This window comes from Bacteroides sp. 3_1_23 (assembly GCF_000162555.1).
Lineage (GTDB): Bacteria > Bacteroidota > Bacteroidia > Bacteroidales > Bacteroidaceae > Bacteroides > Bacteroides ovatus.
The window spans coordinates 869,118-895,585 of sequence record NZ_GG774955.1 but is presented as its reverse complement, the minus strand read 5'-3'; the positions used below and the strand labels follow the sequence as shown (position 1 = coordinate 895,585).

Annotated in this window: 26 protein-coding genes and 1 other RNA gene; 6 read left to right on the top strand and 21 right to left on the bottom strand. The window is 38.7% G+C overall.

Annotated features, from left to right (window positions below; genetic code table 11):
* Positions 1-40 precede the first annotated feature (40 nt).
* On the top strand, positions 41-1,459 hold the full coding sequence (locus tag HMPREF9010_RS03400; protein ID WP_008651133.1) for a DUF4419 domain-containing protein: 1,419 nt from the start codon (positions 41-43) through the stop codon (positions 1,457-1,459).
* Positions 1,460-1,640: 181 nt separating this feature from the next.
* Here the strand turns inward: HMPREF9010_RS03400 and HMPREF9010_RS03405 are convergent, their stop codons facing one another.
* The 6 genes from HMPREF9010_RS03405 to HMPREF9010_RS03430 all read right to left on the bottom strand — a co-directional run bounded on the left by HMPREF9010_RS03405 (position 1,641) and on the right by HMPREF9010_RS03430 (position 8,894).
* Positions 1,641-3,995, bottom strand: coding sequence for a DUF4906 domain-containing protein (locus HMPREF9010_RS03405; RefSeq protein WP_008651131.1), 2,355 nt, complete (start codon positions 3,993-3,995; stop codon positions 1,641-1,643).
* Positions 3,996-4,010: 15 nt separating this feature from the next.
* On the bottom strand, positions 4,011-5,021 hold the full coding sequence (locus tag HMPREF9010_RS03410; RefSeq protein ID WP_008651129.1) for a fimbrillin family protein: 1,011 nt from the start codon (positions 5,019-5,021) through the stop codon (positions 4,011-4,013).
* 10 nt (positions 5,022-5,031) lie between these two features.
* Positions 5,032-6,003: a fimbrillin family protein gene (locus tag HMPREF9010_RS03415; RefSeq protein ID WP_232284376.1), complete on the bottom strand. Its 972-nt coding sequence runs from the start codon at positions 6,001-6,003 to the stop codon at positions 5,032-5,034.
* A 169-nt stretch (positions 6,004-6,172) separates the two neighbouring features.
* Entirely contained in the window at positions 6,173-7,174 is a 1,002-nt protein-coding gene (locus HMPREF9010_RS03420; RefSeq protein WP_004304693.1) for a fimbrillin family protein, read from the bottom strand.
* A 50-nt stretch (positions 7,175-7,224) separates the two neighbouring features.
* Positions 7,225-8,232 carry a DUF5119 domain-containing protein gene (locus HMPREF9010_RS03425; RefSeq protein ID WP_008651120.1) on the bottom strand — a complete coding sequence of 336 codons (1,008 nt, stop codon included), beginning with the start codon at positions 8,230-8,232 and terminating at the stop codon, positions 7,225-7,227.
* Between the two features lie 14 nt (positions 8,233-8,246).
* A complete protein-coding gene (locus HMPREF9010_RS03430; RefSeq protein ID WP_232284375.1) occupies positions 8,247-8,894 on the bottom strand; it encodes a DUF3575 domain-containing protein in 648 nt (215 codons plus the stop codon).
* 316 nt (positions 8,895-9,210) lie between these two features.
* On the opposite strand from HMPREF9010_RS03430, the gene HMPREF9010_RS03435 reads away from it, so the two are divergent.
* The 4 genes from HMPREF9010_RS03435 (at position 9,211) to HMPREF9010_RS03445 (ending at position 12,270) form a co-directional block, all read left to right on the top strand.
* Positions 9,211-10,188 carry a helix-turn-helix domain-containing protein gene (locus HMPREF9010_RS03435; RefSeq protein ID WP_008651118.1) on the top strand — a complete coding sequence of 326 codons (978 nt, stop codon included), beginning with the start codon at positions 9,211-9,213 and terminating at the stop codon, positions 10,186-10,188.
* Positions 10,189-10,498: 310 nt separating this feature from the next.
* Entirely contained in the window at positions 10,499-10,675 is a 177-nt protein-coding gene (locus tag HMPREF9010_RS26225) for a hypothetical protein (RefSeq protein ID WP_157453734.1), read from the top strand.
* A 159-nt stretch (positions 10,676-10,834) separates the two neighbouring features.
* On the top strand, positions 10,835-11,104 hold the full coding sequence (locus tag HMPREF9010_RS03440; RefSeq protein WP_032852899.1) for a hypothetical protein: 270 nt from the start codon (positions 10,835-10,837) through the stop codon (positions 11,102-11,104).
* Positions 11,101-12,270 carry a VapE domain-containing protein gene (locus HMPREF9010_RS03445; RefSeq protein ID WP_008651116.1) on the top strand — a complete coding sequence of 390 codons (1,170 nt, stop codon included), beginning with the start codon at positions 11,101-11,103 and terminating at the stop codon, positions 12,268-12,270. Before HMPREF9010_RS03440 ends, HMPREF9010_RS03445 begins: the two co-directional genes overlap by 4 nt.
* A 321-nt stretch (positions 12,271-12,591) precedes the next feature.
* On the opposite strand, the gene HMPREF9010_RS25035 is transcribed toward HMPREF9010_RS03445, so the two are convergent.
* From HMPREF9010_RS25035 to ssrA, 9 genes are all read right to left on the bottom strand, one after another.
* Positions 12,592-13,137 (bottom strand): hypothetical protein, encoded by a 546-nt coding sequence (locus tag HMPREF9010_RS25035; RefSeq protein WP_050428301.1) that lies wholly within the window; start codon positions 13,135-13,137, stop codon positions 12,592-12,594.
* Positions 13,130-13,555, bottom strand: a complete 426-nt coding sequence (locus tag HMPREF9010_RS03450; RefSeq protein ID WP_008651114.1) for a hypothetical protein — start codon at positions 13,553-13,555, stop codon at positions 13,130-13,132. The genes HMPREF9010_RS25035 and HMPREF9010_RS03450 overlap by 8 nt, the downstream gene beginning before the upstream one ends.
* Positions 13,556-13,578: 23 nt before the next feature.
* Positions 13,579-14,559, bottom strand: a complete 981-nt coding sequence (locus HMPREF9010_RS03455; RefSeq protein WP_008651111.1) for a WG repeat-containing protein — start codon at positions 14,557-14,559, stop codon at positions 13,579-13,581.
* Positions 14,560-15,482: 923 nt separating this feature from the next.
* Positions 15,483-15,938: a JAB domain-containing protein gene (locus tag HMPREF9010_RS03460; protein WP_032852898.1), complete on the bottom strand. Its 456-nt coding sequence runs from the start codon at positions 15,936-15,938 to the stop codon at positions 15,483-15,485.
* A gap of 8 nt (positions 15,939-15,946) precedes the next feature.
* Positions 15,947-17,032: a DUF3871 family protein gene (locus tag HMPREF9010_RS03465; protein WP_032852897.1), complete on the bottom strand. Its 1,086-nt coding sequence runs from the start codon at positions 17,030-17,032 to the stop codon at positions 15,947-15,949.
* The gene (locus HMPREF9010_RS03470; protein ID WP_008651101.1) at positions 16,998-17,885 is read right to left on the bottom strand and encodes an AAA family ATPase; all 888 of its coding nucleotides are present in this window, start codon (positions 17,883-17,885) and stop codon (positions 16,998-17,000) included. The genes HMPREF9010_RS03465 and HMPREF9010_RS03470 overlap by 35 nt, the downstream gene beginning before the upstream one ends.
* Before the next feature lie 94 nt (positions 17,886-17,979).
* Positions 17,980-18,249, bottom strand: a complete 270-nt coding sequence (locus tag HMPREF9010_RS03475; RefSeq protein ID WP_008651100.1) for a hypothetical protein — start codon at positions 18,247-18,249, stop codon at positions 17,980-17,982.
* A gap of 342 nt (positions 18,250-18,591) precedes the next feature.
* On the bottom strand, positions 18,592-19,785 hold the full coding sequence (locus HMPREF9010_RS03480) for a site-specific integrase (protein WP_008651097.1): 1,194 nt from the start codon (positions 19,783-19,785) through the stop codon (positions 18,592-18,594).
* 249 nt (positions 19,786-20,034) lie between these two features.
* Positions 20,035-20,431, bottom strand: a transfer-messenger RNA (tmRNA) gene (gene ssrA, locus HMPREF9010_RS25740).
* A gap of 183 nt (positions 20,432-20,614) precedes the next feature.
* On the opposite strand from ssrA, the gene HMPREF9010_RS03485 reads away from it, so the two are divergent.
* Entirely contained in the window at positions 20,615-21,796 is a 1,182-nt protein-coding gene (locus HMPREF9010_RS03485; RefSeq protein ID WP_032852896.1) for a lactonase family protein, read from the top strand.
* Between the two features lies 1 nt (position 21,797).
* On the opposite strand, the gene HMPREF9010_RS03490 is transcribed toward HMPREF9010_RS03485, so the two are convergent.
* The 6 genes from HMPREF9010_RS03490 to hpt form a co-directional block, all read right to left on the bottom strand.
* The gene (locus tag HMPREF9010_RS03490; RefSeq protein WP_008651095.1) at positions 21,798-22,436 is read right to left on the bottom strand and encodes a M23 family metallopeptidase; all 639 of its coding nucleotides are present in this window, start codon (positions 22,434-22,436) and stop codon (positions 21,798-21,800) included.
* A 28-nt stretch (positions 22,437-22,464) separates the two neighbouring features.
* A complete protein-coding gene (locus tag HMPREF9010_RS03495) occupies positions 22,465-23,130 on the bottom strand; it encodes a B3/4 domain-containing protein (RefSeq protein ID WP_008651094.1) in 666 nt (221 codons plus the stop codon).
* Between the two features lie 50 nt (positions 23,131-23,180).
* A complete protein-coding gene (pgeF, locus tag HMPREF9010_RS03500; RefSeq protein WP_004301904.1) occupies positions 23,181-23,993 on the bottom strand; it encodes a peptidoglycan editing factor PgeF in 813 nt (270 codons plus the stop codon).
* Complete coding sequence (obgE, locus tag HMPREF9010_RS03505; RefSeq protein ID WP_004304678.1) at positions 23,990-25,156, bottom strand: GTPase ObgE; 1,167 nt, start codon at positions 25,154-25,156, stop codon at positions 23,990-23,992. The genes pgeF and obgE overlap by 4 nt, the downstream gene beginning before the upstream one ends.
* Positions 25,157-25,271: 115 nt before the next feature.
* Positions 25,272-25,841: an adenylate kinase gene (locus HMPREF9010_RS03510; RefSeq protein ID WP_004301902.1), complete on the bottom strand. Its 570-nt coding sequence runs from the start codon at positions 25,839-25,841 to the stop codon at positions 25,272-25,274.
* A 67-nt stretch (positions 25,842-25,908) separates the two neighbouring features.
* Positions 25,909-26,445, bottom strand: coding sequence for a hypoxanthine phosphoribosyltransferase (gene hpt / locus HMPREF9010_RS03515; RefSeq protein WP_008651092.1), 537 nt, complete (start codon positions 26,443-26,445; stop codon positions 25,909-25,911).
* Positions 26,446-26,468 lie beyond the last annotated feature (23 nt).

Genomic DNA, 26,468 nt, shown 5'->3' with positions numbered 1-26,468 from the left:
TAGTTGATAAGTTTGTGCCACCATACAACTCTTTAAGATTATGAAAAACACATTATTTTGCTTATTCATATTTTGCAGTGTTTCCACATTCGCTCAAAATGGAATCACTTTTAAGGTCGAAAAGCTTTCAAAGCCCGAAGAATTACTTAATCTACACTCCCCGAATGAAATTTATGAGAGTTTTATATTATCGGATATGGACATAGAGCCTTATGAGATAAAAGAGAAGAATATCAAGGTTCCTTATCATATCATTGCAAAGAGCGAATCTCCCGACAGTCTCGTTTCTTTTGGCCCTAATTCTTTTTTCAACGGTATGTATCAGGCTTATGCGGATCACAGGCCATTCGTATTGTCCCTGGACATGATTTGGCTATTAATCAGCCAAGGATTTGCACGCCATATCAATGCCAATCAGGAATCTATGAGAAATGATCTTGTTGATTTCTCCGGCAAACTATCCTTAATTGTGAGAGAAGACAAAAAGCTGGAAGACCCTACTCTTTCATGGGAGGAAATCTTTCCGCAATTTACAAAACAAATATCCCAATACGCAGGCAATCATCTGACTGAACTGCTCACTTGCAATTTTTCAACGACCACCTCCTTAGAGAAAGTTGCTTCCGAAATCACAATCATGGAAGCTGTGAAACCTTACTTTGAGTTTATAATCATACGCATTGTCTGTGGAATACCTAAAATAACTCTCGAAGGAACACCGGAGGACTGGGAAAAACTACTGCACAAAGCCAGAGGCTTGAAAGAATACAAACTCGATTGGTGGATTTCAGAACTGGAACCCCTTTTGGAAGAATTTGTCAAAGCATCCAAAGGAGAAGTTAATAAGGACTTTTGGCGCAATATGTTTAAATATCATTCACAGAAAAAGTATGGAGCACCCAATATCATTGATGGATGGATCGTGAAGTTTTTCCCTTATGATAAGGAAGGAAAAAGAAATAATCTGCAACAGCTTGAAGGCAGAAATTGTCTTCCTGATGAGATAGTGAAGGTAGATGTAAAGTATCAGGAAGTATATACTGATGGCGTCAAAGAAACTCCATTAGAATTTTGGGCGGGTTTCATCGGATTAGAGCAAAACAGCAAGACTTTTGCTCTACGACCGCAAATTGGTTGGATGGTCAGGAAGAAAGATGTTAATAAGGATGGATTAAAAAGTAAATTAAGTGCTGATGCTCAAAAGGATGGCTGGGGAAGTGGCATCAATATCAGAGTAAAAGATTTTCCGGCTGTACTGTTAGAACTCAAAGAAATAAAAAGGTTGGATATCCAATTTATCGACACAATTGATATACCTGACGAGATCTCAAATATAAAAATCGGATCGTTGAGTTTATATGGAAAGATAACCAAAGAGGGAATAGAGCGTATCAAAAGATTATTGCCTGATACAGATATAAAAATAAACAGTTCGCGAGAGGTAATAAAACTCCATTGATAGCTCCATAATAGTAAAGAACACTCAATGTTGCAAAAGTAGCAATGAGTGTTCTTTTTATATATACTAATTATTTAGAAATGGTTGATATACCAAACTACTTCTTATATTTCGTCCAAAAGCCAACTAGCTGGTGATTCCCAATTATAGCCTCGATTATAGAAGTATATAGACGCAATAACTAGTTTGCCCTATACACACAGCGTATACGATTTATATTCGTTCTTAATTGTTTACCCGGATCATCGACAGGAGTGACCGGATTAATCTCCTCACGAGGATTTCCCCAAGTAACTGCCTCAAATATCGATGGTCTTCTGAAATTGAATTTTATCAAATAATCACTCATACCGCTTTTTACAGTATTGTATACAGAACTCTGATAATCTATCTTGGTAGCTCTGGCACTATATAAATTGTCGTTGAAAAAGTTACCATCTCCCGAGTTGAGTCCTCCAAGCCCTCTATAATGATAGGTATAGTAATCATAAGCAGGTTGAGACGACCAGTAATACTTATTCTGAAAATCTGTAAAAGTACCATAAGCCCCCATAACGATATCTTCTATTTCGTCTATGGCGGGAAGATACCATTTTATTTCGGATACTATCCCTGCAGCATTACGCTTGTTCTTGTTATAACAATATTCAACGGCACTTCCTGCTGTTTCATTCAGCTTTAAAGGTCCGATACCTGCCGTAGCAACAATGTCACTTGTAAATGCATGTCCGGCACGCTCGTTTATTGTAACTCCATTGGTTCCCACTGTCGCTTCATCACGAGGTGTATAAAAGTCATAAAGATAAAATTGTGGATCAAGTTCTCTCAATAAACTTTTTATATTATTGGTAATAGAGTTAGATAAGATACCATCATACTTGAAAGCATCTCTCCGGTGAGAAAGTTGCATGCCATCGAGGCCCCAAAACATTCCGTCCGTCTTATTATTGAAAGGATCGTTGGGGTCGAAGTTATGGAGATACTCTTCATGAAATTCGATGTAATAAGTATGTCCATTGTAAGCCACCTCAAACAGACCTTTCTGCAAGAAAGTATAGGTAAGCACTGTCTGGTCACCCGTTGCTGTCTCAACATAGGTGAATATGATTTTACCTATTCTATCCGACGTAGAAGTATTCTCGTCAAAATAGGCCCATACCCGAAAATCGGAAGTGAAAGGCCCATAACTTTTAGGCAAGGTTGAAATCAGGTTTGTAGTGAAATAATCCCGTTTGACAACCTTACCATCAGCTATTGTTTCCCTATCCAAGCCTATCCAGCTCTGTGCCGCAGGATCTATTGCAACATTCACCGTATAACCGGGAGTTATATAAATATCCAGCGGACGAACTTCATAATGGCAATCAAGCTGTGTATCCCGCTTGACCGAAACGACTACCGGGCCGGAATTTACTGTGACGCGGGCATCAAACGAAACAGTCGATTCATCATAGCCACTGTTACTGGTCACTCCTTTGATTGTTATATTATTGTTATACTGATTATCACGCAGGATATAGAAATCATCCACGGCGTTGGCGCCGAGATACAGCTTGTAAGTGGTCTCGTGCGTGACAAGCTGATGATCGACATATATTCCGTTGATAATCATATAGGCAGCATCCGTATCTTCGTTCACAAACTTTGGTTTGAAACGCTGTTTGGACATTTCGTCGATACCTTCCGGATAATTCACGGTGTTCAACTTGTTGCGCTTGTGCTCCAACATATAAAAGGTATAGGACAGGGATTGGGAGACTCCCACCGGATTGGAACCGGAGTATAATCCCGAAGGGCTGGAAGGTATCTTATCATCATGCGAAGGTGCGGTTTCATCGGTAGCATCGGGCGCACCGAGGGTTGCATAGCGCGGAGCGTTCACGACCTCCCAGCTAATCATCCGAAAGCTCTGGTCGTTTCCTGGCAAATGTTCCTCCGGACGTATTTGCAAATTCACAACGACTTTAGCATAGATGCTCACCATGAATATATCCTGAATATTATTACTCGTGGAAGGACGCGCCAAGCTCAAGTCAACCTTTTCCTGTGTTTGTCCAATCATAACCAATCCCTTAAATGAAGGATCGGCATCCGGATGAATCGTTGTCGCTTCGACTTCGAAATTATAGAGTTCCATAAGACTCCGTATACCGGCAAGATCTCCATTATTCAAATTACCCACCAAAAAAATATCACACTGTCGAAGCGCCTGCTGATCGTGATTGACAAAAGACGGACTATGTGTATCTATCAAGAAATCAGGCACACCACTGGCTATAAATTGCGGAACATCTACCAACTGCCCGTTGGCATCAAAGATGAGCATATATAAGGTAGAGAGTTTAGTCTCGAACTCATTCTTTCCCGAACGAGTCGAAACTTCCACTTCAGAGAATCCTTTGGGATACCCGTTTATACGTATATACCGGCTTTCGGCCTGTCTTTTCTGTTCCACAATGTCGCTACTGCATCCAAACAGTACACCAACCGATAAAACAAGTATCAACAAGCGTGTATAGCTAATTATTCTTATCATTAAATCAAACCTTCCTTAATCAAATTCTATTTCACTATTATTATCATTCCACTCATTATTTCGAATGATTCTGAGATGAATGGCATCTCCTACGAAATAGAGCGTGAATGTATACCTATATCCTGCGCGATACTCCGTGTCGGGGTCGTTGAATTCAACCACTTTCGTAGTCGTTTGTCCGCCCTGAGTGACATCGAAAGAAATAGTCCCCTGCAAACCTCGCTGCGGAATCAGCATTAAGAACCGATCGGCATCCGTGATATTTATCGCCCCCGTTGCCGATGTATTGGATACATTCACGCTGCTTGCCATCAGGTAAGACGCATTGGTGATGGTTCCGCCGGTATCCGGTTCGCTTTTATCCATCTTTATCCTATATGTGCTGTATAAAGGGGATGTAAACCGACATATCACATTATCCAACCGGATGGCCTCATCACGATAATTATTCACTGCGATATTGATGCAGAAAAGTATATGCGAAAATTGCATCCTGACCTGACCGGTATTCAATGCCGTACAGTCGAATGTTGACGCAACCATGACATCCTGATGTTGCGTCGGGTCATTGGCCGACAGACGATACTCTATGTAAGGTGTCGATTCGTGGTTTGCATCGGAAACAGTTACACCGGGGGTATTATACGGATAATAACCGAAAAATGTGTAGTATTTGTTATCCAGCCATGACTGGATAGGGGCATACGTACAGACTCCCGAATCACTACAGTCAATCCTCACATTATTCCAATCAGTGTCCGGCTTTGCATTATATCCTGCTGCAGCCCATAGGTTATCCAGTATATAAGCCTTCACACCAAAGCTCTCGCCACGCAATTGAGTGACAGGCAGAGCACGCGTAGCCGTCCCCAAACTGAAAGTGATGGAACGTTCGGGAATAATCTCTATTTCTTTATCCGGATTATCAGGGATTATATTACTGCCGTTACAAGCCGCCAAAAATATGGCAATCATGAAGTTACCGGATAATAACCATATATATTTTAAAATAATAGATTCTTTCATACTCCATAGTTTAATTTACAATGATGGTGCCACCTCCTGATGGACTGTCAATCCACGGTTCCACGATAGGTTCACCTATTTCAATATAATTTTCGGGTTTAAGTGTCAATACATAGGTTATTTGTTGACCGGGTTGCCAGTCTGCTCCCGGCAGAGTTATATTATCCTTATCATACGAATAGGTCAGGTCATTGTGCCGACGTGTATAGCTCAAATATACTGTGATGCCGGAAATCTGTTGAGGTACCATCAAAGCACCATCCTCCCAGGCAATAATTCCTTCGTATGAAACTTCCTGTGGGTTTGTAAATCCTGTACTGTATCCAAAGGTATTTGTTGGGGCGGATGATGTGTCCCAAATGATCCGGTTGCCGTTATGGGTACAATTACCGGATGATTTCAGGTTATACATACGCAATACGTTTAAGTGAAGCGCATCAGTCAGGGAAGATTCTTTCTTTATTCTAAAATTAATTCTTGTCAGCGCCGGGTCGAATGTAAATACCACCGGGGACATATCCAAGCCACCTGCTCTTACCTCCCGGTCAACCGGATGCGAAAGCAAGAGAGATTCCTGATTGTCAACATTCTGACTTACCATGAAACCTGTTATCATCGGAAATCCTTCCGGATTGAATGAGAAATTCCGGGAGGAATTATAAGGAGCATAAGCTCCGAACTTGTGATCGGCTTGTGTATTCCAATATTTCAATGGGGAATAAACCCAGAGGGTACTCTCGTTATTATACTCTATCTTCTGATTATTGAAAACAACCGAAGTATTGCCGGCATCCGTTGCGGTTCCGTAAAGAGCAAAGGTACTCGATACAGTATTTAGGGATGCACGTGTCCGGGCACCATCAAAAGATATGGAAGCTTTTCCGGCAGGAGTGTCGGGAAGCTCCATAAAGCGGTCATCACTTCCACTATTGCAGGCGGTCAATAATGATATTAAACCTATAATGAAAGCTTTTTTTTTCATTATACTATCCATTCTTCTTTTCTATTGTTCAAATAATACATCTTAATCAGTATATAACGGAGTATCTGTCATTCTGGGCGTGGCCGAAGATTCTCATTTCCGTGTATTCATGCCAGAGAAGGAACCGCCCGGAAAGCACAGAATGACAGGGATTAATATTCTCTCATCATTAATTGATAGAAGGAACTTCTACATCCGGGATTGTTGTTGTCCAATCTTCTACTGTAGGATCACCGAATTCTATCGCATTGGCACTGATAATGAAATTATACGTTATTTTCTGGTTCTGTCCCCACGCAGCCGGATTGTATGTTCTGTCCGAAGCGTCATAACTAAGGTCGAGCGTCCTTGTAAACGGCTGTTCAGCTCCTGATTCACCAAGATTGTAAGTGACATCCACTTTCACACTGTTCGTATTCTGCGGAATGAACAACATATCGTTAAACGTTACTGTTGTAGCAACATCAAGTACATTGTCACTTGCCAGGTTCTCCAGATTTGAATCGCTTGCTCCTACAAAATCAGTATCGGATATAGCCCATTCAGGTACCTGCGACTGAACAAAAGTACCTTTTTTACTCATCCCGTAAATCTTCACTGTCTTCAATGTAACCTTAGTTTCAGCAATGCCAACATCTTTCTTAAAGGAAAGATTGATATTCGACAGTAAATGATTAAAGTTAAAAGTAACCTGATTGACAGGAGCATTGGCCAATCGTGTCACTTTGTCTGCAAGCATCAAGTCTACGTGATTGGCAACTAAAGGTTCTACGGTGAAATCTGTAACGGTGATGTTTTTATTATCATCGATAGTCACTCCACTGGCTTTATAAGGATAATAAGCATAGAACTCATAGGACGAACGCGTATCCCAGTATTTCAAAGGCGAATATTCCCATGCACTTGTAGTTCCATTATACTTCACTTCCTGATTCAAGAATACATCAGTATCCACGGTTTCAAAAGTAGAATACCCCCAGACTCCGAATGCTTTCCCATCAGTCTTGAGCGTGCTGCCCGTTTCAGCTGCACGTGTGTTCTTGTTGGCAAAAACAGAAAAGTCCAGCACTTTCTGCTCTGGCATTGCCACATCTTCGATATTGGTGCATGCGGTAAACGTCAATGCAACAACTGCTGTTAAAACAGCAAACAAATTGGTTTTTCTCATCATTCTTTCTTTTTTAAATGGATTCAATAATTAAATTAATTACTTATTTATATTTATGAGATGGGGATATCCACATCTACATTTTCTTCCCAATCGTTCACATCCCCGTCGAATCCGGAGCCGCCGGGTCTTTCTCCTTCTTCAGGAGTGACCACAATGCCATTGACAACAATGACTCCTCCCTGGGGTTGCCTGCTAACTTGATCAGTGACATCAAACTCCACCATTTTAACTTTACCACTCATCAGTTTCAATTCCAACACAAGTTTATGCGTGGCGGCCGTCTCCGATCGCCCGAAAGAACGAGCAATGGTTTCGATGCCGTAATCACAGGTATAGCAATCAAGCAACAGGGTGACTACTTTGTCGTTGTCGGTATGTCCATCTTTCAAAGAAACTTTCCCTGCCATCCCCGATAAGTAGGCACGGGCTTCGGAAACATACTCCCGGCCTGAAATGAATTCATATCTGATTAGGTAAGTCCATGTTCTAGGAGCCAGTTCAACCTTCATCCTCGCATAGGTTGTCTCTTCATCTGCATTTTTCACTAATTCCTGTTCGGACAGAAATGCGGCAAACAGCATATCCGGGACATTAGCGGTCAACTCATCGGGATACTTGTTCGAATAGGATGTCGAACGCGTTCGGGTACGGGTAGTTGCAACCGCTTCGTTTACCGCATGCATATTCTCAAAGATGATCCCTTCCGTATCATTATTGTATAATAGCATATCATAACGTCCGCTATTGATTGCCACACGACCGCCATGATGCTCGAAATTGTGACTTGAAATGGGAGTCTTATCGCCGTAGTCGAAAACATGGAGCCTGACTCCTTCCGGTACCCGAGGCAGCATCCTATCCCAATCTACCGTCCACTCGGCAGGCCATTTCTCATTCCAGTTTTCATCACATGGCAAGTGCCAATCCAAGGAATAAGTGATCTCCAGATGCAAGTCTACCTCCTTGAAATGCTCGTAATATAAATCCTTTCTACAACTTATAAAAACAGTCAAAACAAGTATATAAAACCAATATTCATATCGTCTAGTCTTATTCATTATAAAAGATTAGTTCACCTTTTCTGATACAGAATATTCCATATCAGAGTGATACCCGCTTTTGTCACTCCCCAATAATGCGTCTTATGCCTCGATTGGTATACGTAGCGGTTATCTACAGGCAAATATTTATCATAATTCGTGAATATATATCCTCCACCAATAGTGAATTCCAATGACATCTTCCCATTCAAGTTAAGACTGTATCCATAGGTGAGACTCGTTCCTATGAACTCACCATAATATCCCGTTTTCTTATTTTCGAGATCATAGATACCACCATGGATATTGGCTCCCAGAAAATGTTTCCTTCCGGCAGCCTTGCTGTTCAGCCAATATCGGCCTTCCACAAGGTATTGCCTGATCTGATAATACTGGTGTTTGGATTTCCTTTTCCACCAAGGCATAGTAAAGGTGCCCGATATAGACCAATGACTGTCCGGGAAATAATACTCGGCAGTTACATTTGGTGCAAGTGCCGCCCAATATAGTAGATTAGTACCAATAGTAAGATATGCAGGCATATTGTTTATTGTTTTCGTTTCTTGTCCGACATTTTCCGAATAAGCTACCCTAACAGCAAAAACAAAAAGCATCATTACACATAGAAACTTCTTTACTTTAAAAATCTCTAATTTATATCGCCATTTGGCTATATTCATAATTCTCCCTCTAATATTTGATTTCTGGAGCTTCATATAATTAGTCTAAAATGTTCGTATTACAAAGAAAACTGTTACATTCGAACTGTATGATAGTATTTGAGACGTTTAATGGACTTTGTTTACGGAAACATAAAACATACACTGATAAATGACACAATAACTGGGATTATAATAAACAAGCGAAAAGAATCTATTTCACTTTTTGAAAAAACGGGAAATTATTGTTCAAATTATCGAACTAAACATTATTGCTGTCGTTTTATATTTAGATGCTTAATTTTCATATTTACAATATTTAATAATACATTGACTCATGACTATGAATTTAAATAAAATTGTTTTGACAAAGATTCTGGATATCATGCCGGAAAATTTAAAACCGGTCACTTTGCTTATGGAAGTCTTAGACATTGGCAAAGAATCCGCTTACAGGAGACTGAGAGGTGAAAAGCCATTCTCTATGGAAGAGATTTATAAACTATCTCTGGTGTTAAACTTTTCACTGGATGAGATTATCAGTAATGATAAAAGCGATGCCGCCGCATTCAATCATATAGGTACAATCAGACAAAACCCAAGCAAGAATCTTCTAGAGTTTTTTCGCTACTATGAAAGCTACCTGCAACGCTTGATTGACTCGGAGAATTCCGAAATCACCTGCACACTAAATCATTTTCTGCACACTATGTTTATAAACTATGAACATTTATTCAAATTTATCTATTACCGATGGATGCATCAAATGACAGATGTACCACTGAACTATCTATATTCGGAGGTAGTCATTCCCAAAGAGATTAAAGAAAGCTGTGAAAGAATGAGCTTCTTGAATACTAAAATAAGAAAGTTGTCTCTCATAGTCGATAATAATCTGTTTCTTAATCTGATAAAGGAAATGCAATATTTCTATGTGAGAGGACTGTTGAACGAGATAGAATTGGATACGCTCAAGGTAGAGCTGCACAAATATTTGGATGATATAGAAACAACTATAAATAAAGGTATTAATACCACCGGAACTCAAATTGAAATTTATCTATCAGTGTTATACATCAACAGCACCACTACTTATGCGACATGGGATGACAGTAGTGAATCTGCTTTCTGGCATCACTATGGTTACCCGATATATACAAAGAATAAGGAAATCACAGCCAGACACAAATTGTGGATAGATTCTCTGAAGAAGTATTGCACCGTCATATCGCAGTCCAATGAACTCCTTCAGGCTGAATTCCTGAATAAGCAACGAAAGTATATAGACAATATAGCAGTAAATATCCTGCTCTGACAGTTCCTTTCAGAGCGCAATGTCATGCAATAAATATACTTGTTGACCTAAGAAAGTATTCCACGACTTATCATATAAAGCATTTTTCTTTCATTCAATCATTTACAAACAAAAAATCCTGTAATTCAATTGATTACAGGATTTTTCTTTTCATTATAATGTTGTGGAGCTGGAGGGAATCGAACCCTCTTTACTTATCAATTAGAAATCAACAAGTTATCTTTATCACCAAAAGACAGTCCAATGCAAAGTCCAATGATACTTCATATTTAATCAATACCAGTAACCTTATAATGCAAAAGTATGAAAAATGAAGAAACTTTCAAAGAAAACTTTCAAGATATTTGTTTCATTCAAAAGAAATACATTCCTTTGCAGTGAGTTTATGCAGGACATGAACTCGGCAATGCCTTATCAGCTTGCACTCTCTAATGACGCAGCAGCCACTCCGGACATTAGAGTGAAGCCTTTACAAAAGTGTAGATAGTAAAGGTGGACAGGTTCAGATAACACACACAATAGATACCAATTCTGTTGGGTGTTTTTTATGCCTTGTTCGTTCCTGCAACAACTTCTCCAATGGTACAGTTGGAGAAATTAATTAATAATAATGTTGTGGTGTACCACACAACAACATTTTAATAATATGGAAGAGAAAAATGTATTTCATTGCAGAACTGCTTCCAATGCAGCTATTGCACATCTAAGAGATGTACAGGTAATAGAAAAATTGGAAAAGGATTCTAATATCCTTTATGATTTATTTGACCTTGAAAAAATATTCAAAGTCACCAAAAGAACATTGTTTAATTGGAGAGCCAAAGGCGATCTTCCGCTAATAGAATTTGGCGGTAAGTTGTATTTGTCCAAAGGACAGTTGAGGGAACTTATTATCCAGAAAGGAGGTGTTTTATGAACACTACCGATTTATCAACACTGTCAAATCATGCCATAAACATGATAGCTATTCAGCAAGTTCAAGATTTCTTGAGTAGTACATATGTATTTAGATACAATGAAAATACCCATAGGATAGTCTACAAAAGAATTTCAAATGATGAAGAGTTTCATTACCTGTCAGATTATGAATTCAATTCAATATTGAAGGATATCAAAATGGCTAATATTTCATGTTCTAGAGATTTGCTTAGAACAGTACTCTTTTCAGATTACGTGCAAAAATTCAATCCTTTTGCAAATTATCTGAATAACCTACCTGATTGGGATGGTACAGATTATGTATCATTATTAGCCGATAGCATTACAACCACCGACAAAGAGTACTGGCTATTTTGTCTAAGAAAATGGTTAGTAGCTATGGTTGCTTCGCTAAAAGAAGAAGGTGTTGTTAATCATACTGCAATTATTTTCTCTGGTGCGCAAGGTATTGGCAAAACAAGATGGTTTCATTCCATTATTCCTTCTGAATTACAAGAATTCATTTATGAAGGGTACATTCAAACCAAGGATAAGGAAACGCAAGTAAAATTATCAGAATGTATTCTAATACTAATGGACGAACTTGAAAATCTGTCTGACAAAAACATTGATGCAATAAAACAGCTCATGACACAGAGTAGCATATACATGAGAAGGGCATATACAACAATCAGCCAATCATATGTCAGAAGAGCTTCATTTGCAGGAACCGTCAATAAAAAGCAATTCTTGAATGACCTGACTGGCAATAGAAGATTCCTATGTTTTGAAGTTGAACATATAAATACTCAACATGGAATTCCCCTCGACCAACTATTTGCACAATTATTAAGCCTCTATGAAAGGGGATTCCAGTATTGGTTTAATGAGGAAGAAATAGCTTTAGTAAATGAGAAGAATGCACAGTTTAGAGCTGTTTCTGTTGAAGAAGAAGCTTTAACAACCTTTTTCGAAACATGTAATGAAGAAGAAGCAAGTGCATTTATGCAAACAACTCAAATCCAGCAAGTATTAGTACAGAAAACAGGATTTAGGTCGCTATCAATCCAAACATTAGGGCATGTTTTGAGGGATATGAAATTTGAGAGAACAAAAAGAAATGGAGTCTATGGTTACTTTTTGAAAGAAAAGCAATCTGAATAACCATTCAAATACAAGTTACCCACTTACCTTGCTATAGGGTAAGCAGGGTAACTTATTTTTATGTATTTATCAATGTTTCTTTCAGAGATGAGAGCTGACTATGATTGTCAGTATCACCATGATGATGATTAGTAAGACCGTACCTGCTATCATCAGGATACCAGACCATTTGTTAGGTTTTGGATTTGGCATAGTAGTGTTGTTTATGTGATTAATATGTGAATATAAGCTGCTTCATTGATAGCATTTACTTACAAGAAACATCTGACTAACAGATAGAGCGAGAAGGCACAGCATCCAAGACTAGTATAAAGATTGTGCTTAATTCATTATTTTATATACCTTAGGTAGTTTAGTATGGATAAAGGCACTAGGAGTCTCTACAAGGAAATTGCCATATTTAATAGATATAGGGTATTGCTCACTAAGACCATCATTAACCTTTGCAATTCTAATTTCACCTTTACTAGTGTGTAGTATAGCTAGTTCTTTATCACCATAGTTGCTGAATTTATAATATTCAGCAGATAGAATTTTGTGAGTGATATAACAGTCCGTGCCTACAATAGCAATATTTCCTTTCAACTCTACAGTAACTCTTTTTAATTCATACTTTTGTGGTGGGGTATAATTACTATCTGTAATAGTAGCTTTATTTCCATATTTTTGATGATTACTATAAATATATGTAGTATTTTTTAAGAAAGATGGAATTATCTGGACTATTACAGTATCAGGTTTATGCACTGTTTCAATAATTGTTGGTGCTTCTCTGTCTAACTTTTCTATAGTTGTAAAATGTAAAGCTATTACCAATATCAGGATTAGAACTAATACAGGAACGATGTAAGTCAAATGCTTATTCATTATTATTAGATATTTTAAGTTCTTTGAAATCAATTATCCACTCATAATCCACCAAAAAGTGGATTCCTAAAACTCCATGTATCTGCACTCCAGATTCTTCTTGTATATGCTTCATGCCATCAGATACATCTAATACAGAGAAGATTGAAGTATAATTCTGCCCCTCAAAGTCAAATGTGGCTTCTATCTGTGGTGTCTCATGTTGCTGACCCTCAAATCCCATAACAGAGCCTTGCTTGTCTAATGATTTGAAACCCTTCTGAAAGTGCTCATATACAAAGCTGAATATTATATTATTAGTAGAACCAGTATCAATTAATAAGCACAAATCTCTGGTTGTTCCTGTATCATCAGTACAAGTAACAACGATAAGGGGTAAACCAATCTTTTGCAGTCCCCAGTATAAAGGAAATTCCATATTATATATATTAAAGTTAGTAATCAATCTATATTCCAATAAGCATCTGGGTCTCCTTCAAAAGCATCACTTATAGTAGCATCATCATATCCCATAACATCTTGAGCATAGCTGCCATTGTAGTCATTATAAGTGCTTTCTCTTTCAAAGATTGGATGGAATGAGGAGCCACCTACATATTCTTTGATTTCTCTCATTTCACAAAGGTCAATACAACATTTCTTTTTAAACTTAGTTGCAATAGCTGTCATATCTTTAATAGGAGCAATATAATCATAATAGGGTTCTATTATTCTATTACCAAAGAAGTCTGCCAAATCAATGATACCCCATTTGTCAACTATTTTATTGTTCTCTTTGAAACTTTGAACGACTCTAATATAGTAGCTGTCTTCAACTGGACTAATCCATTTGTATTTGAAAGGGATTATAATGTTCTCATGAATGTCTATAATTCCTCTGAGTAAATCTTGTTTAGCCTGTAAATACATTCCTGCAACATAAATATGATTGTATTTACCATAAGGAATGACTTCATTCTTTGTATTTATATCAATTACAGCATATTGATAGACTTCATTTTGAATTATTACATAATGTTCTTCCCAAATAGAAGACAGACTTCTATATTGGCAATTTATAACATAATTACCTTCTGCATCAATGATACCATACCTATTATTTTTACATACTCTGACTAGTGATTCTGCTGTAGTGAAATGGTCAGTTACACTGTCAAACTCTGGCGTTATAACAATATCTGCAAAACTATTGATAAAGCCAATCTTACCATTCTGATTGATAGGACATAAATAGTCTGTATTGCTGTTCAGGATTTCTTCTGTAATAAGTATACCTGCACCAATTTCTTTAAGATGGTTGATATTTCTTGTGAGATATCCTGTTTCTGTGTAACGCCCTATATGCTCGTCCCCTGAAATGTAGGTGAAAGAGAAATCCGGTGTTTTATTAAACCTTTTCATGATATTTCCTTTTGTAGCCATACTACAAAAAGAAGGTGTGAGCCTAACCTTAGTTGCTTATCAGAAGGTATCGCCAAACACCTATAACCATGCAAATAAGGAAAGCCCACACCTATATGGTATGAGCATTCACTAACCTGCTTTTGATGGTTATATCTGATTGAAATTGGCGATTTCTCTGATAACATCAAGCAAGAAGCAAACACTTCTTCTTCTAATATGTCTTAGTTAAACATCTATTTCATTAATTGTCATTTAATTAATACTGCTGCAAAGATAGAACTTTCCAGTCATACTTCATCATCTGACAGTCATAAATTAATAGGTTTCAAGGCATATCAGTACCATAGATGCAGGCTATATCCTTATAATACAAAGGTAGGGCTAAATGTTCACTTTCTGTATGCCCAATTGATAAATAGAGTACCAGTAACTATCAATAGAAGCCACTGTAATATCATATTTAGTGCTGTCATATATACACAAGTTAAAGCCCCAGTCCATGATGAACTAGGGCTATCAACAACAATAAAACACATAGTAAGAGGCATATAACCTCTTAATCCTTAAGTATCATACTAGTGAGGACAAACCCCACTAGAATCAAGATAATCTCACACATAATTCAATCAATATTTAATTTAGTCTAACCTACTAACTACTAATGTAGTTCATGTTTACATACTTCACCGAACCTCAAGTGGTTAAGTTATTATAGCAGTACATCTCTTTACCCTGTAATCAAATACCCTCAACCTGTATTAGAAGAGGCAGTCAACCTCTATTAAACCATCCCCTGATTTGCTATTCTGCATCACTTACTTTGCATATAATATGCAAGAAAGTGAGACAGGAGAAATTTCCCATCATAATGGTATAATAACAGCAGAGGGGAAATGGATTTATAGAAGGCAGGGTAATGTAGACCTTAGAAAGCTAAGTATTTATAGCTTACCTTCATCATAATAGGAGTAGTATTCCTTCTCTGGGCTTAAGATTACATGATCTGCTATATGAATCTCCATGAGTTCAGCCACCTTCCTTACTTTTTCAGTCAAAGCATCATCCAGAGTACTAGGTTTCATGCTTCCAGAAGGGTGATTATGTGCCAATATTACCTGTGTTGCATTAGCCAACAATGCAGCTTGTAATATCAATCTTACATCTACATAAGTTGCAGATATTCCACCTTCTGAAATAGGTACTATACCCAGTACTTTGTTAGACTGATTAAGTAGCACTACTTTAAAGCTTTCCTTGTATTCTATTGTGTCATCAGGGAAGTACTTTATCAACAGTTCATAGGCATCCTGTGAGCTATTTATCTTGTATCTAGTTGATGATTTGACATTACTTTTATAGCTCAATTGAACCTCTGCCACATTCATTATACTGTCCATAAGATACACTAATTAATGAACCAACTATATTCACTTTCACCATATAAAGCCTTATTAAGTCCTTCTGCCAATTGGGTGGCATTAAGTGACCTGTCCAAGAAGTTATCAATGTAGCTACTTTTATTAGCTCCAGTTAGTAAGTTGTACACATTCCACATGCTGATTTCCCTGCTGTCCAAAAGGGTGCTAAAGTTATCATCATTATAATATGCTTTGGTAACTAATCCTATCTGGGTATCAGTCATTAACATCTGTGGTAACTTCTTCTTCTGGTCTGCAGGCAAGAACTGATATAATCTGCATCTGCCTAAGAATTGTGCAAATTGGGACTCTCTCATATAGGTATCCTTATAAGCTGACATATAATACAAGTGTTGGGCTATATTGTACTCTTGGAACAGCCTCATCACTGCATTGAATAGTTCAGTTGTACTCATAACCTTTAATTCTGACCTGTAACCATCTGTTGATACACACATGTTACAACATACCATGTTTTGAAAGCCAATGAATACCTTGAACTTCTCTGCACCCTTCTTGCTGTACAGATTCATGTGATTATAAGCTCTTACTCCACCTATGGTTAAATTCAGTCTGTTACCTGCAATATCCTCATATATGGTAGGTATCTCAAAACAGAACATCATTCTCTCAAAGTAGATGGTTTTATCAGATTCCAGTAGTTGATTCACTGGCTTATGAATAGCTTCCGGTATTCTACCTTTGATAACATGGCTTACCCTGATGGCAGGTTCTTCTATTCTCTCATTGGAGAACACTTTGTTAGCTGCTTCCCATACAGTTTCAATGAAACTGGAGTGTGATATAGTAACCTCATTGTCCTTAGAAAACACAGGTGTAATACATTCCTCCTTGAGGTACTGCATAGTAACTTCCTTTGTATTAGCCTCAACAAAAGGTAACTTATTGCCTTCTCTGGTGCTTATGGAATCAGCTTCTACAGGATTTGTTGATATAATACCTGTGTTGATGATTTCTATTGGCTCAACTGTTTGAACATGAGAGCCTTCTTTGTTGATTCTATTAGGGTATATCAGATTAGCTCTGACTGGCTGCAACTGCATTATTTCCATATCTAATGTAATTAGGGGTATAGTTAATAGTTGGTTGATTCTTTTGTACCTGAAGTGCTGCTTTCTTCTGCATAAAGTCAGATGTTAACTGCTGATACCATTCTGGATAAGCATGATAGATGGCAGTCAGTTCTTCAATGGTCTTACTGCAGTTAATCTTGCTCCTTATCATCTCCAGATTGACACCATCATTACACCAATCTGCTATGATCTGTCCTGTAGTAGGTGTAATGGTAAAATCAGGCTTACCTATAAACAGGTTTGTCCTGTCTTTAGATGCAATAGTCTGGTGCTTCATGTTGATGTCAAAGACTATGGTAAACTCATAATCAATACCATCTCTCATGACTGCTTTAAGCCCTACTTTCTCTGGTATCATCTTGCCATTCTTCTCACTTAGAACATAGTCCTGTTTGCATCTCATAGTGCATATAATATGGCTTCCAGACTGCAATACTTTCTGCATAAAAGCATTGATTCTAGGTGTCACCTTCTGCCAATTAGTGAAGCTGTTACCTTGTAGACCTGCATGGTATTCAAGCAAGTTATCCCAGCACTGTGAGATGCTGTCAATGATGATAACTTCCATACCTGCACCTTCACATATACCAATGGCTTCCATGTATGTTTCAGGTGTAAAATTATCACTTAGACTTAATACATTATAAGCACCTAAGTGAGCATAAAGGTCAGCACTTCCATGTTCACTGTCAATGATGGCTATCTTAGTCCAGTCATTGCATAAACCATAAGCTAAAAGCAATGCAGAATAGGTCTTTCCACTACCTGCACAGCCTTGTAAAGCAAGCTTAATTTTAGCCTGCTTCTTGGATGAAACTCTTAAGTTCAACATATCTGAATAGGATTAATTGTTATACACAGTCTATAAAGAAAAAAGGAAGCAAGTCCTAATAAACTTGCCTCCTTGAGGTCAACATTGATACCCATCATAGAGTTGCCAGTGTCATAGCTCCACCTTCACCTCTCTGATGCAGCATATAAAACATGTCACTTGTATCAGGTGAACATACTTGGGAGATAACAGGATTGGTAACCTTTCCATTAAGGAACTTGTCACTAACTGCACCAGTTTCACAGCCATAAACAAAGAAGCACTTACCTGTATGAGGATTCTGCTTAACTTCAATCTTGTTTACACCCTTTTGAGCCTTGAACTCATTCACTGTCACTGTCTCTAAGAACTTCAACTTTTCCATAATCTTGTAATTTTATTGTTGTGCAGACAGACCATTCTGCTGCTGTTGATTCAGTTACTATGGTGGGGTAATGAGCTAACTGTAATGAGCTAACTATATGAATCCAGTAATCCCCAATATGCATAGGGGGGATATCCCACTCTTAAGGTCTGGGGTGGGTGAAAAGGTGACTTAGAGTGCACTTGTAGATATCAAGTTTGCAGAAATTTAAAATAAAAATTAAAAATATCAGAGAGACTGTATATCAGATGACAGTAGGAATTGCTATATATTAGTTATATACATATAAAGCAATCCCCTGCCTTCTGGTGTGAAAACAAGGGATTGAGCATTGATTCTCTCTCATACAAACTTTTTTTCCACTTGGAGCATATCATTAGCTATGCTTGAATCTAGGATTCTAGCATAATGTTGAGTCATCTTTATACTTTTATGACCAAGCATTTTTGAAACATTCTCTATTGAAACATTATTTGCCAAAGTCACCGTAGTTGCGAATGTATGACGGGCACAATGAGTCGTCAGATTTTTGTTAATTCCAACAATGGCAGCAATCTCTTTCAAATATGCATTCATTTTCTGATTAGAAAGAACAGGTAGTAATCTGCCTGTAGCCTGATTATGTACTGAATATTTATTAATAATATTTAAGGCAGGAGTAATCAAAGGGATATGACACATATTATTAGTTTTATGTCTAGCTTTTTTTATCCAATATTTCTCACCATCTTTTACTATATCCTTCATAGTCAATGAATGAACATCAACATAAGCCAACCCTGTATAGCAACAAAAAAGAAAAATATCCCTCACCTGCTCCAACCTCTCTATAGAAAACTCCTTCTTTGACAACAACTCTAACTCACCACCTGTTAAGAACTCCTTTTCAACTTCCATCGTTTTCAGGTGAAGTTGTTCAATAGGAGATGACACAATTATTTTTCTTTCCACTGCCATATTAAACACCTTACCTAAATTCCTGATATATTTCACAGTTGTATTATTGTTATTATGCCTTACCACCATCAAATAATGCTTATACTTTTCCATCATAACCAAATCAACTTCATTCATATTCACGTCACTTTGTTGATATGTAGACATAAGAAACTCCTTGAATAGTTTTAATGATGTTTCATGCCTTTTATAAGTATTCAAAGCAACAGAAATTCCAACTAATTCTTTTAGTTGTTCATTATGTTCTGCATACAATGATAATAAAAAGATATTGGGTTTATCCTTTCCTTTATATCTAAAAGAAATCTCTTTTGCACTTACCTGCTTACCCTCTTGCTGAATCTTTAAAGCAATATCATGCAATAAGTATTCTTGTTGGTCTAAAAAAGTATTTAACTGTTTATTATATAAAGTATTTCCTTTAACTCTCCCCTTCAATGCTAACCAATGCGAAGGATTAACACTTTTACCTGTAGCAAACTCTGACGAGAGTTTATATACTGTTACCCTTATATATATAGGAGCTGTCCCATCCTTGAGTAACTTCTTACGTTTAATAAAAAATAAAATAGATACCATATTATTGATTTTTTAGTTAGTAATCTTTGCCTGCAAAGTTCCTAATAATCAATCAAATATGAAAGTGCAATATTTTGAATATCAATGAAATATGAAGAAACCGTTGGACTTTCCTTTTATTAGGTTTCAGTCCAACACTAAGTCCAACAAGAACCTTTCTTTCATTTTCTTTTTTATTCAACCATTTACAAACAAAAAATCCTGTAATTCAACTGATTACAGGATTCTTCTCTTCTTTTCATTATAACTTTGTGGAGCTGGAGGGAATCGAACCCTCGTCCAAACGAGGAAATCATAAGCTTTCTACATGCTTATCTTTGCCTAAATTTTCGTGCAGGAACAGAACCAAAGCCATCAATTCCTGCCTTATCCTCTAAAGTTTCATCAAAAGTGCGAGGCCGCCTTTGACTATCCCCGATGTAACTGCACCACTGAACCGGAATGCTTCGGAGCAACAGCTTCCGAGTGATGTCTCGTCCTGGCACCTAGTGCCTGGATTAAGCTAATCTACTGTGATTCGATTAAGCAGCAAGAGCGTAATTAGTTTCGCCAGATAAAATTTTGATAACTGATATTTAAGTGGAAATTACCGACCCACTGCATGCTTACCTACCATTTCTGCCCGCTGTCAAATCCAGTCAACCCCAAATTTTTATTCGTACAGAATAGCGATTGTTTAGAACGCTTTCCAAGGGTACAAAGATAGGAAATGTTTTCTAATTTACGAGAAGACGTTAGCAAATATTATATCAAAGCACTATCTTTACGGAGCTATTTTATATTTAAGGTGAAAAAGCATCATGAAAAATCAACCAATAATAAGCTACTTATGATTAAGACATATCTATCTAAAACATCTATATTCAAAGCATTTGCCGCTGTTTGCATATTCGGAATCAGTATCAGTGGCTGTACTTCTAAAAAAAAGACTCCTATGGAAACAACCGATACAACGAAAAACGAACTAACCATGTTGGTGGGTACTTACACATCAGGAACCAGTAAAGGGATATATAGCTACCGCTTCAACGAAAAAGACGGGACTGCTACTCCGTTAAGTGAAACGGAAATTGAAAATCCTTCTTATCTTGTTCCGTCTGCCGACGGAAAATTCGTCTATGCAGTCAGTGAATTCAATAATGAACAAGCTGCTGCCAATGCATTTGCTTTCAATAAAGAAAAAGGTACTTTGGAATTATTAAATTCACAGCAAACAGGAGGTGAAGATCCTTGCTATATCATTGCCAATGAAAATAATGTGATAACTGCCAACTACAGTGGTGGCAGCATTTCTGTATTCCCTATCGCAAAAGATGGTTCACTCCTACCCACTTCCGATATTATACAATTCAAAGGCGCGGGAGTAGACAAGGAAAGACAAGAGAAACCGCATCTGCATTGTGTCCGTATCACTCCAGATGGTAAATACTTGTTTGCCGATGACTTGGGTACAGACCAAATACATAAGTTTATCATTAACCCCACTGCAAATACAGAGAATAAAGAAGCATTTCTGAAAGAAGGATCGCCTGCTGCCTTTAAAGTGAAAGCCGGTTCGGGTCCCCGTCATCTGACTTTCTCGCCAAACGGCCATTATGCTTATCTGATTAATGAGTTATCGGGCACAGTAATCGCCTTTGAATACAAAGACGGAGATTTAAAAGAGATGCAAACAATCGCTGCCGACACGGTAAACGCACAAGGAAGTGCTGACATTCATATCAGCCCGGATGGAAAATTCCTGTATGCCAGCAATCGTTTGAAAGCAGACGGTATTGCTATATTCAATATCCACCCGGATAGCGGAATGTTGTCAAAAGCAGGCTACCAACTGACAGGAATTCATCCACGCAATTTCATCATTACACCTAATGGCAAATACTTATTGGTTGCTTGCAGAGACAGCAATGTGATACAAGTCTATGAAAGAGATGCAGATACAGGACTATTAACAGACGTACAGCAGGATATTAAAGTAGACAAGCCGGTCTGTATACGGTTTGTGCGATAAGTTATTTCTTACTCTGGGCAATCCGGCTATCAGGAGTATGCGTCTTCACAACGATTTTACTCCCGTTCTTGGTACACTTGATACGTTCTTTCCGCAATGTCCTCTCTTTTAAGTCAAAAATGAGATTCGGATTAAAATGTTGCCCGTTAATACGGGTTTCGAAGTGTACATGTTCGGTAGTGGCACGACCGGTACGTCCTGTCAGTCCGATGGCTTGTCCGGCTTTTACAACATCACCAGTTTTAACCAGATTCTTGAAATTGTGGCTATAAAGTGTTTCCAATCCGTTAGCGTGGCGAATTACAACGATATTTCCGTAGGCATAATAGGGTTTCGACATACGCACCACTCCATCAAAAGCAGCACGAATCGTATCTTTTGCACAGGTCTTAATGTCTGTTCCCGAATGTCCTCCGCGAGTTCCATAGGCAGAGATTACTTTTCCTCCGGGTAATGGGAATGCATATTCGTGGTCTTTCAGAGAATCCAAATGCAGATAGATATGATTGCTTTTAGCAAATAACCCGGGAGTAGCTACCCGTACATCAGCCATTTCGCGGGCAGAGAAGGAAGGTTTATCCTGCCCGTCGGCAGTCAGTGGCAATAATAAAACTGTCAGTAAGATAAGTATGTTTTTCATGTCTTTTTTCTTAGAGCACTCATTCTAATTATTCGAAGAATATGATTTCGCCTCCATCCGATTCTGTATAGTTTCTTAATAAGGTTTGTATCATTTCAACAGCTTCTTGCAAACCATCTTTCCCATTATAACCGTTGACTATCGCCAGGATATGAGTAGTTCCGAGATCCATCTTCGTACGTTCGTGATCGCTTGTCGGTGTTCCGATTCCTCCGAATGAATCGCGATATACGGGTAATCCTTCAATATTCAACACACCGCGACCGATACCTTCAAACGGTTCTCCAGCTTTGCCGATACCGAGTTCAAGGCGTGTACCTTGTATTTTATCCGCATCGAAACCACCAATAGAATGTCCCGTACGAAGAGACACGAGGTTAATCAGGTCTACCAGTGTATCAATCTGATATAAAGGGATTCCGCGCATCAGGCGGCGACGCAAAGCTTCGGCTGACGGACGATAACGTCCGGGGTCTTTGCCACAACGTTTATAAGCCTCACGGGTAGCAAAGATAACAGGTTGATGTTTGATGTCTTCCATCTGTGTAGTGGAAGTCAGTTGTTCGGTGAAAGCATTGATTTCACGCCAAAGACCTTCGCTGTAAGCAGTATTCTTCACTGCAGCATACACGGCGGCTCCGGCGAAAACCGGGCATGCGTCTTTTATTTCTTTAGATACTTTTATTTCAAACATAACTTATCATAAACCAATCATCAGCGTCCTGCAATTACGGACACCAATTATTACTTTCTAATCATTATTCCCGACAAGATACGACCGGAATCTATTCCCAGTCTACGTGCGGAGAAGAATTCATCATGATGAATATAGGTACAGATGCCAGCTACTTCTATCTGTTCTGCAGGCACTCCGGCATTCAGTAATTCAATCCGGTTGGCTTCCCACAAATCAATATGATATTTGCCCGTCTCCTTCTTCTTCATAGAAATAAGAGACATATCGAAACCGCTTTCTTTAAAAGCATCATACACCTCATCACCTACTTCAAATGATTCGAGCGAAATGCTCGGCCCGATGCAAGCTACCACATCTTCGCCTTGCGTCCCGAATTTCTGATTCAAGTGATCCATCACATGACTGACAATATGCTTCACAGTTCCTTTCCATCCGGCATGAACGGCAGCCACAACGTGTTGTTTTTTGTCGTACAGCAATACAGGAACACAATCCGCCGTCGTGACGCAAACGCAATACCCCGGCACATTAGTTATCAAGGCATCCATTCCTCGCAAAAGTAGCCGTCTCATTTCTAATGACTCTTTAAAAAATGATTCATTGATAATCAGACTGGCACAACCATGGCTCTGTTCAGGAATAAACAACTCCTTTATCTGATGATTCATGCACTGAAACAACCAGCTCTGATTGCGATTGACGTTCATGCATGAGTCGTTGGTATAAGGCGAACAGTTGAAAGAGCCGTAAGCTCCGGTGCTTATACCTTCGTGACGCGTTGTTACGAAATGAGCTACCTCGGGATATACATCCAGTGACTTATATCCCTTCAACTCATTATTTTTTGTAAGTGAAATCATTTTTCTTCCCAATCTTCTTCCTCGTATTCATAGTCGATATCATCGTCATCATCATCAACATTGTCATCATATTCATAAACGATGTCTTCATCTTCGCCCATGTCTTTGAGCTCCTGTTGCAGACGGGTTACGTCCTTCGGACGGTGAACGATGTCCTCTATCTTATTGCTTTCCTTATTCAGTTCTTCCCAAAGAATGTCTTTCAACACCGAGATACCCAAACCGGAAACAGAAGATATGAATACGTGGGGAATGCCTTCCGGCAATGTAGGTTCTATTTCGTCCATCAATTCCTGATCGAGCATATCGCTCTTGGTGACAGCCAACACACGTTGCTTGTCCAACATTTCAGGATTGAAAGTACGCAGTTCGTTCAGCAAGACTTCGTATTCCTTACGAATGTCGTCACTGTCTGCCGGAACCATAAACAGCAGTAATGAATTGCGCTCGATATGACGCAGGAAACGCAGTCCCAAGCCTTTACCCTGACTGGCTCCCTCGATAATACCCGGTATGTCCGCCATCACGAAAGACTTTCCACCGTGATAGGAAACGATACCCAAATTGGGTTCGAGCGTGGTAAACGGATAATCAGCAATTTTCGGTTTGGCAGCCGAAATAGAAGAAAGCAAAGTTGACTTACCCGCATTCGGGAAACCTACCAGACCAACATCGGCAAGCAGTTTCAGCTCCATGATAACGGTCATTTCCTGCATCGGTTCTCCCGGCTGTGCAAAACGCGGAGCCTGACGGGTTGCCGTCTTGAAATGCCAGTTACCCTGACCACCGCGACCGCCTTTGAGCAAGATCACTTCCTGTCCGTCTTCTGTTACGTCACAAAGATATTCCCCTGTCTCGGCATTATAAACGACCGTTCCGCAGGGCACTTCTATTACTTTATCCGCACCGTCTTTTCCGAAACTACGTCCTTTACTCCCCGATTCACCATGACCGGCCATTGCGTGACGGTCATACTTCAAGTGCAACAATGTCCAGTAATTACGGTTACCGCGCAAGATGATATGACCTCCTCTTCCACCATCGCCCCCATCGGGACCTCCGTTAGGACAATATTTCTCGCGCCTCATGTGCGTAGAGCCTCTTCCGCCCTTACCCGAGCGACAGTATATCTTTACGTAATCAACAAAATTCGATTCAGCCATATTCTTTTTAAGTAGTTAAAGTAGTCAGTAGTTAGAGTAGTTAAGTAAAATACTCCGGCTACTGACTGACTTATTCATTTATAATAGTGTATTGATAATTAGTAAGATTACTAAATTACAATTTATCTACTGCTTCGCAGATTTCAGCAAAGATACCTTCCATAGTACCCAAGCCGTTGATGTGTTGGTATTTCTTTTCGTTCTTGTACCAGTCGATCAGTGGGGCAGTCTGTGAATGATATACGTGCAGACGTTTTTTGATTGTCTCTTCGTTATCATCAGCACGACCGGAATCCTTACCACGTTTAATCAGACGTACCATCAGTTCTTCTTCCGGAACATCCAGGTCAACCATTACAGAAACATCCTGTCCTCTTTCTGCCAACATTTTCTTTAATGCTTCAGCTTGTGCAATCGTTCTTGGGAAACCGTCGAAAATTACACCTTTGCTATCTTTGAAGCTGTCGAATACGCTTGCCAGAATATCAATCATTAATTCATCAGGAATCAATTGACCTTGGTCGATGTAACCTTTAGCAGTTTTACCCAATTCTGTGCCATTCTTGATTTCAGCACGCAATACATCTCCTGTTGAGATGTGATTGATTCCATACTTTTCTACAATACGTTCGCTCTGTGTTCCTTTTCCTGAACCCGGAGCACCGAAAATTACGATGTTCAACATTTTGTTATTTACAATTTAACGATTTACTATTTACCATTTAAACTGGTACCTATTTAATATTAACTGTTTAATCTACTACTGTATAAATATCGGGATAGTTGCGTCCGAAACCATCATAATCCAGTCCGTAACCTACGATAAAGTCGTTCGGGATTTCCATTGCTACGTATTCGATGTTCAGATTGACCTTGAGTTTTTCAGGCTTCACTAGCAGAGAAGCAATATGGATTGCTTCAGGGTTGCGTGTACCCAATGTATCCAACAGGCGTTGCATGGTTAGCCCGGTATCCACAATATCTTCTACAATAACTACTGTACGTCCGGCAATGTCTTCATTCAGTCCGATCACTTCCTTAATCACTCCGGTGGAAGTCACTCCCTGATAAGAAGCCAGTTTCACAAACGAAATCTCGCAAGGGATGGTGATGTGCTTCAACAAGTCGGCAGTAAACATAAATGAACCGTTCAACACACTAAGGAAGAGCGGATTCTTACCTGCCAAGTCGTGGTTGATTTCGTTCGCTACGCGAATCACTTCTTTCTGAATATCCTGTTCCTTAATAGAAACAGTGAACTGTTTGTCTTTTATCTGAATGGTATCCATAACCGGTAATTTTAAAAATAACC

Bases quoted from the DNA above. Each gene is read 5' to 3' on its own strand.
- HMPREF9010_RS03400 (WP_008651133.1), top strand. From the start codon at position 41: ATGAAAAACACATTATTTTGCTTATTCATATTTTGCAGTGTTTCCACA.
- HMPREF9010_RS03405 (WP_008651131.1), bottom strand. From the start codon at position 3,995: ATGATAAGAATAATTAGCTATACACGCTTGTTGATACTTGTTTTATCG.
- HMPREF9010_RS03410 (WP_008651129.1), bottom strand. From the start codon at position 5,021: ATGAAAGAATCTATTATTTTAAAATATATATGGTTATTATCCGGTAAC.
- HMPREF9010_RS03415 (WP_232284376.1), bottom strand. From the start codon at position 6,003: ATGAAAAAAAAAGCTTTCATTATAGGTTTAATATCATTATTGACCGCC.
- HMPREF9010_RS03420 (WP_004304693.1), bottom strand. From the start codon at position 7,174: ATGATGAGAAAAACCAATTTGTTTGCTGTTTTAACAGCAGTTGTTGCA.
- HMPREF9010_RS03425 (WP_008651120.1), bottom strand. From the start codon at position 8,232: ATGAATAAGACTAGACGATATGAATATTGGTTTTATATACTTGTTTTG.
- HMPREF9010_RS03430 (WP_232284375.1), bottom strand. From the start codon at position 8,894: ATGAATATAGCCAAATGGCGATATAAATTAGAGATTTTTAAAGTAAAG.
- HMPREF9010_RS03435 (WP_008651118.1), top strand. From the start codon at position 9,211: ATGACTATGAATTTAAATAAAATTGTTTTGACAAAGATTCTGGATATC.
- HMPREF9010_RS26225 (WP_157453734.1), top strand. From the start codon at position 10,499: ATGAAGAAACTTTCAAAGAAAACTTTCAAGATATTTGTTTCATTCAAA.
- HMPREF9010_RS03440 (WP_032852899.1), top strand. From the start codon at position 10,835: ATGGAAGAGAAAAATGTATTTCATTGCAGAACTGCTTCCAATGCAGCT.
- HMPREF9010_RS03445 (WP_008651116.1), top strand. From the start codon at position 11,101: ATGAACACTACCGATTTATCAACACTGTCAAATCATGCCATAAACATG.
- HMPREF9010_RS25035 (WP_050428301.1), bottom strand. From the start codon at position 13,137: ATGAATAAGCATTTGACTTACATCGTTCCTGTATTAGTTCTAATCCTG.
- HMPREF9010_RS03450 (WP_008651114.1), bottom strand. From the start codon at position 13,555: ATGGAATTTCCTTTATACTGGGGACTGCAAAAGATTGGTTTACCCCTT.
- HMPREF9010_RS03455 (WP_008651111.1), bottom strand. From the start codon at position 14,559: ATGGCTACAAAAGGAAATATCATGAAAAGGTTTAATAAAACACCGGAT.
- HMPREF9010_RS03460 (WP_032852898.1), bottom strand. From the start codon at position 15,938: ATGGACAGTATAATGAATGTGGCAGAGGTTCAATTGAGCTATAAAAGT.
- HMPREF9010_RS03465 (WP_032852897.1), bottom strand. From the start codon at position 17,032: ATGGAAATAATGCAGTTGCAGCCAGTCAGAGCTAATCTGATATACCCT.
- HMPREF9010_RS03470 (WP_008651101.1), bottom strand. From the start codon at position 17,885: ATGTTGAACTTAAGAGTTTCATCCAAGAAGCAGGCTAAAATTAAGCTT.
- HMPREF9010_RS03475 (WP_008651100.1), bottom strand. From the start codon at position 18,249: ATGGAAAAGTTGAAGTTCTTAGAGACAGTGACAGTGAATGAGTTCAAG.
- HMPREF9010_RS03480 (WP_008651097.1), bottom strand. From the start codon at position 19,785: ATGGTATCTATTTTATTTTTTATTAAACGTAAGAAGTTACTCAAGGAT.
- HMPREF9010_RS03485 (WP_032852896.1), top strand. From the start codon at position 20,615: ATGATTAAGACATATCTATCTAAAACATCTATATTCAAAGCATTTGCC.
- HMPREF9010_RS03490 (WP_008651095.1), bottom strand. From the start codon at position 22,436: ATGAAAAACATACTTATCTTACTGACAGTTTTATTATTGCCACTGACT.
- HMPREF9010_RS03495 (WP_008651094.1), bottom strand. From the start codon at position 23,130: ATGTTTGAAATAAAAGTATCTAAAGAAATAAAAGACGCATGCCCGGTT.
- pgeF (WP_004301904.1), bottom strand. From the start codon at position 23,993: ATGATTTCACTTACAAAAAATAATGAGTTGAAGGGATATAAGTCACTG.
- obgE (WP_004304678.1), bottom strand. From the start codon at position 25,156: ATGGCTGAATCGAATTTTGTTGATTACGTAAAGATATACTGTCGCTCG.
- HMPREF9010_RS03510 (WP_004301902.1), bottom strand. From the start codon at position 25,841: ATGTTGAACATCGTAATTTTCGGTGCTCCGGGTTCAGGAAAAGGAACA.
- hpt (WP_008651092.1), bottom strand. From the start codon at position 26,445: ATGGATACCATTCAGATAAAAGACAAACAGTTCACTGTTTCTATTAAG.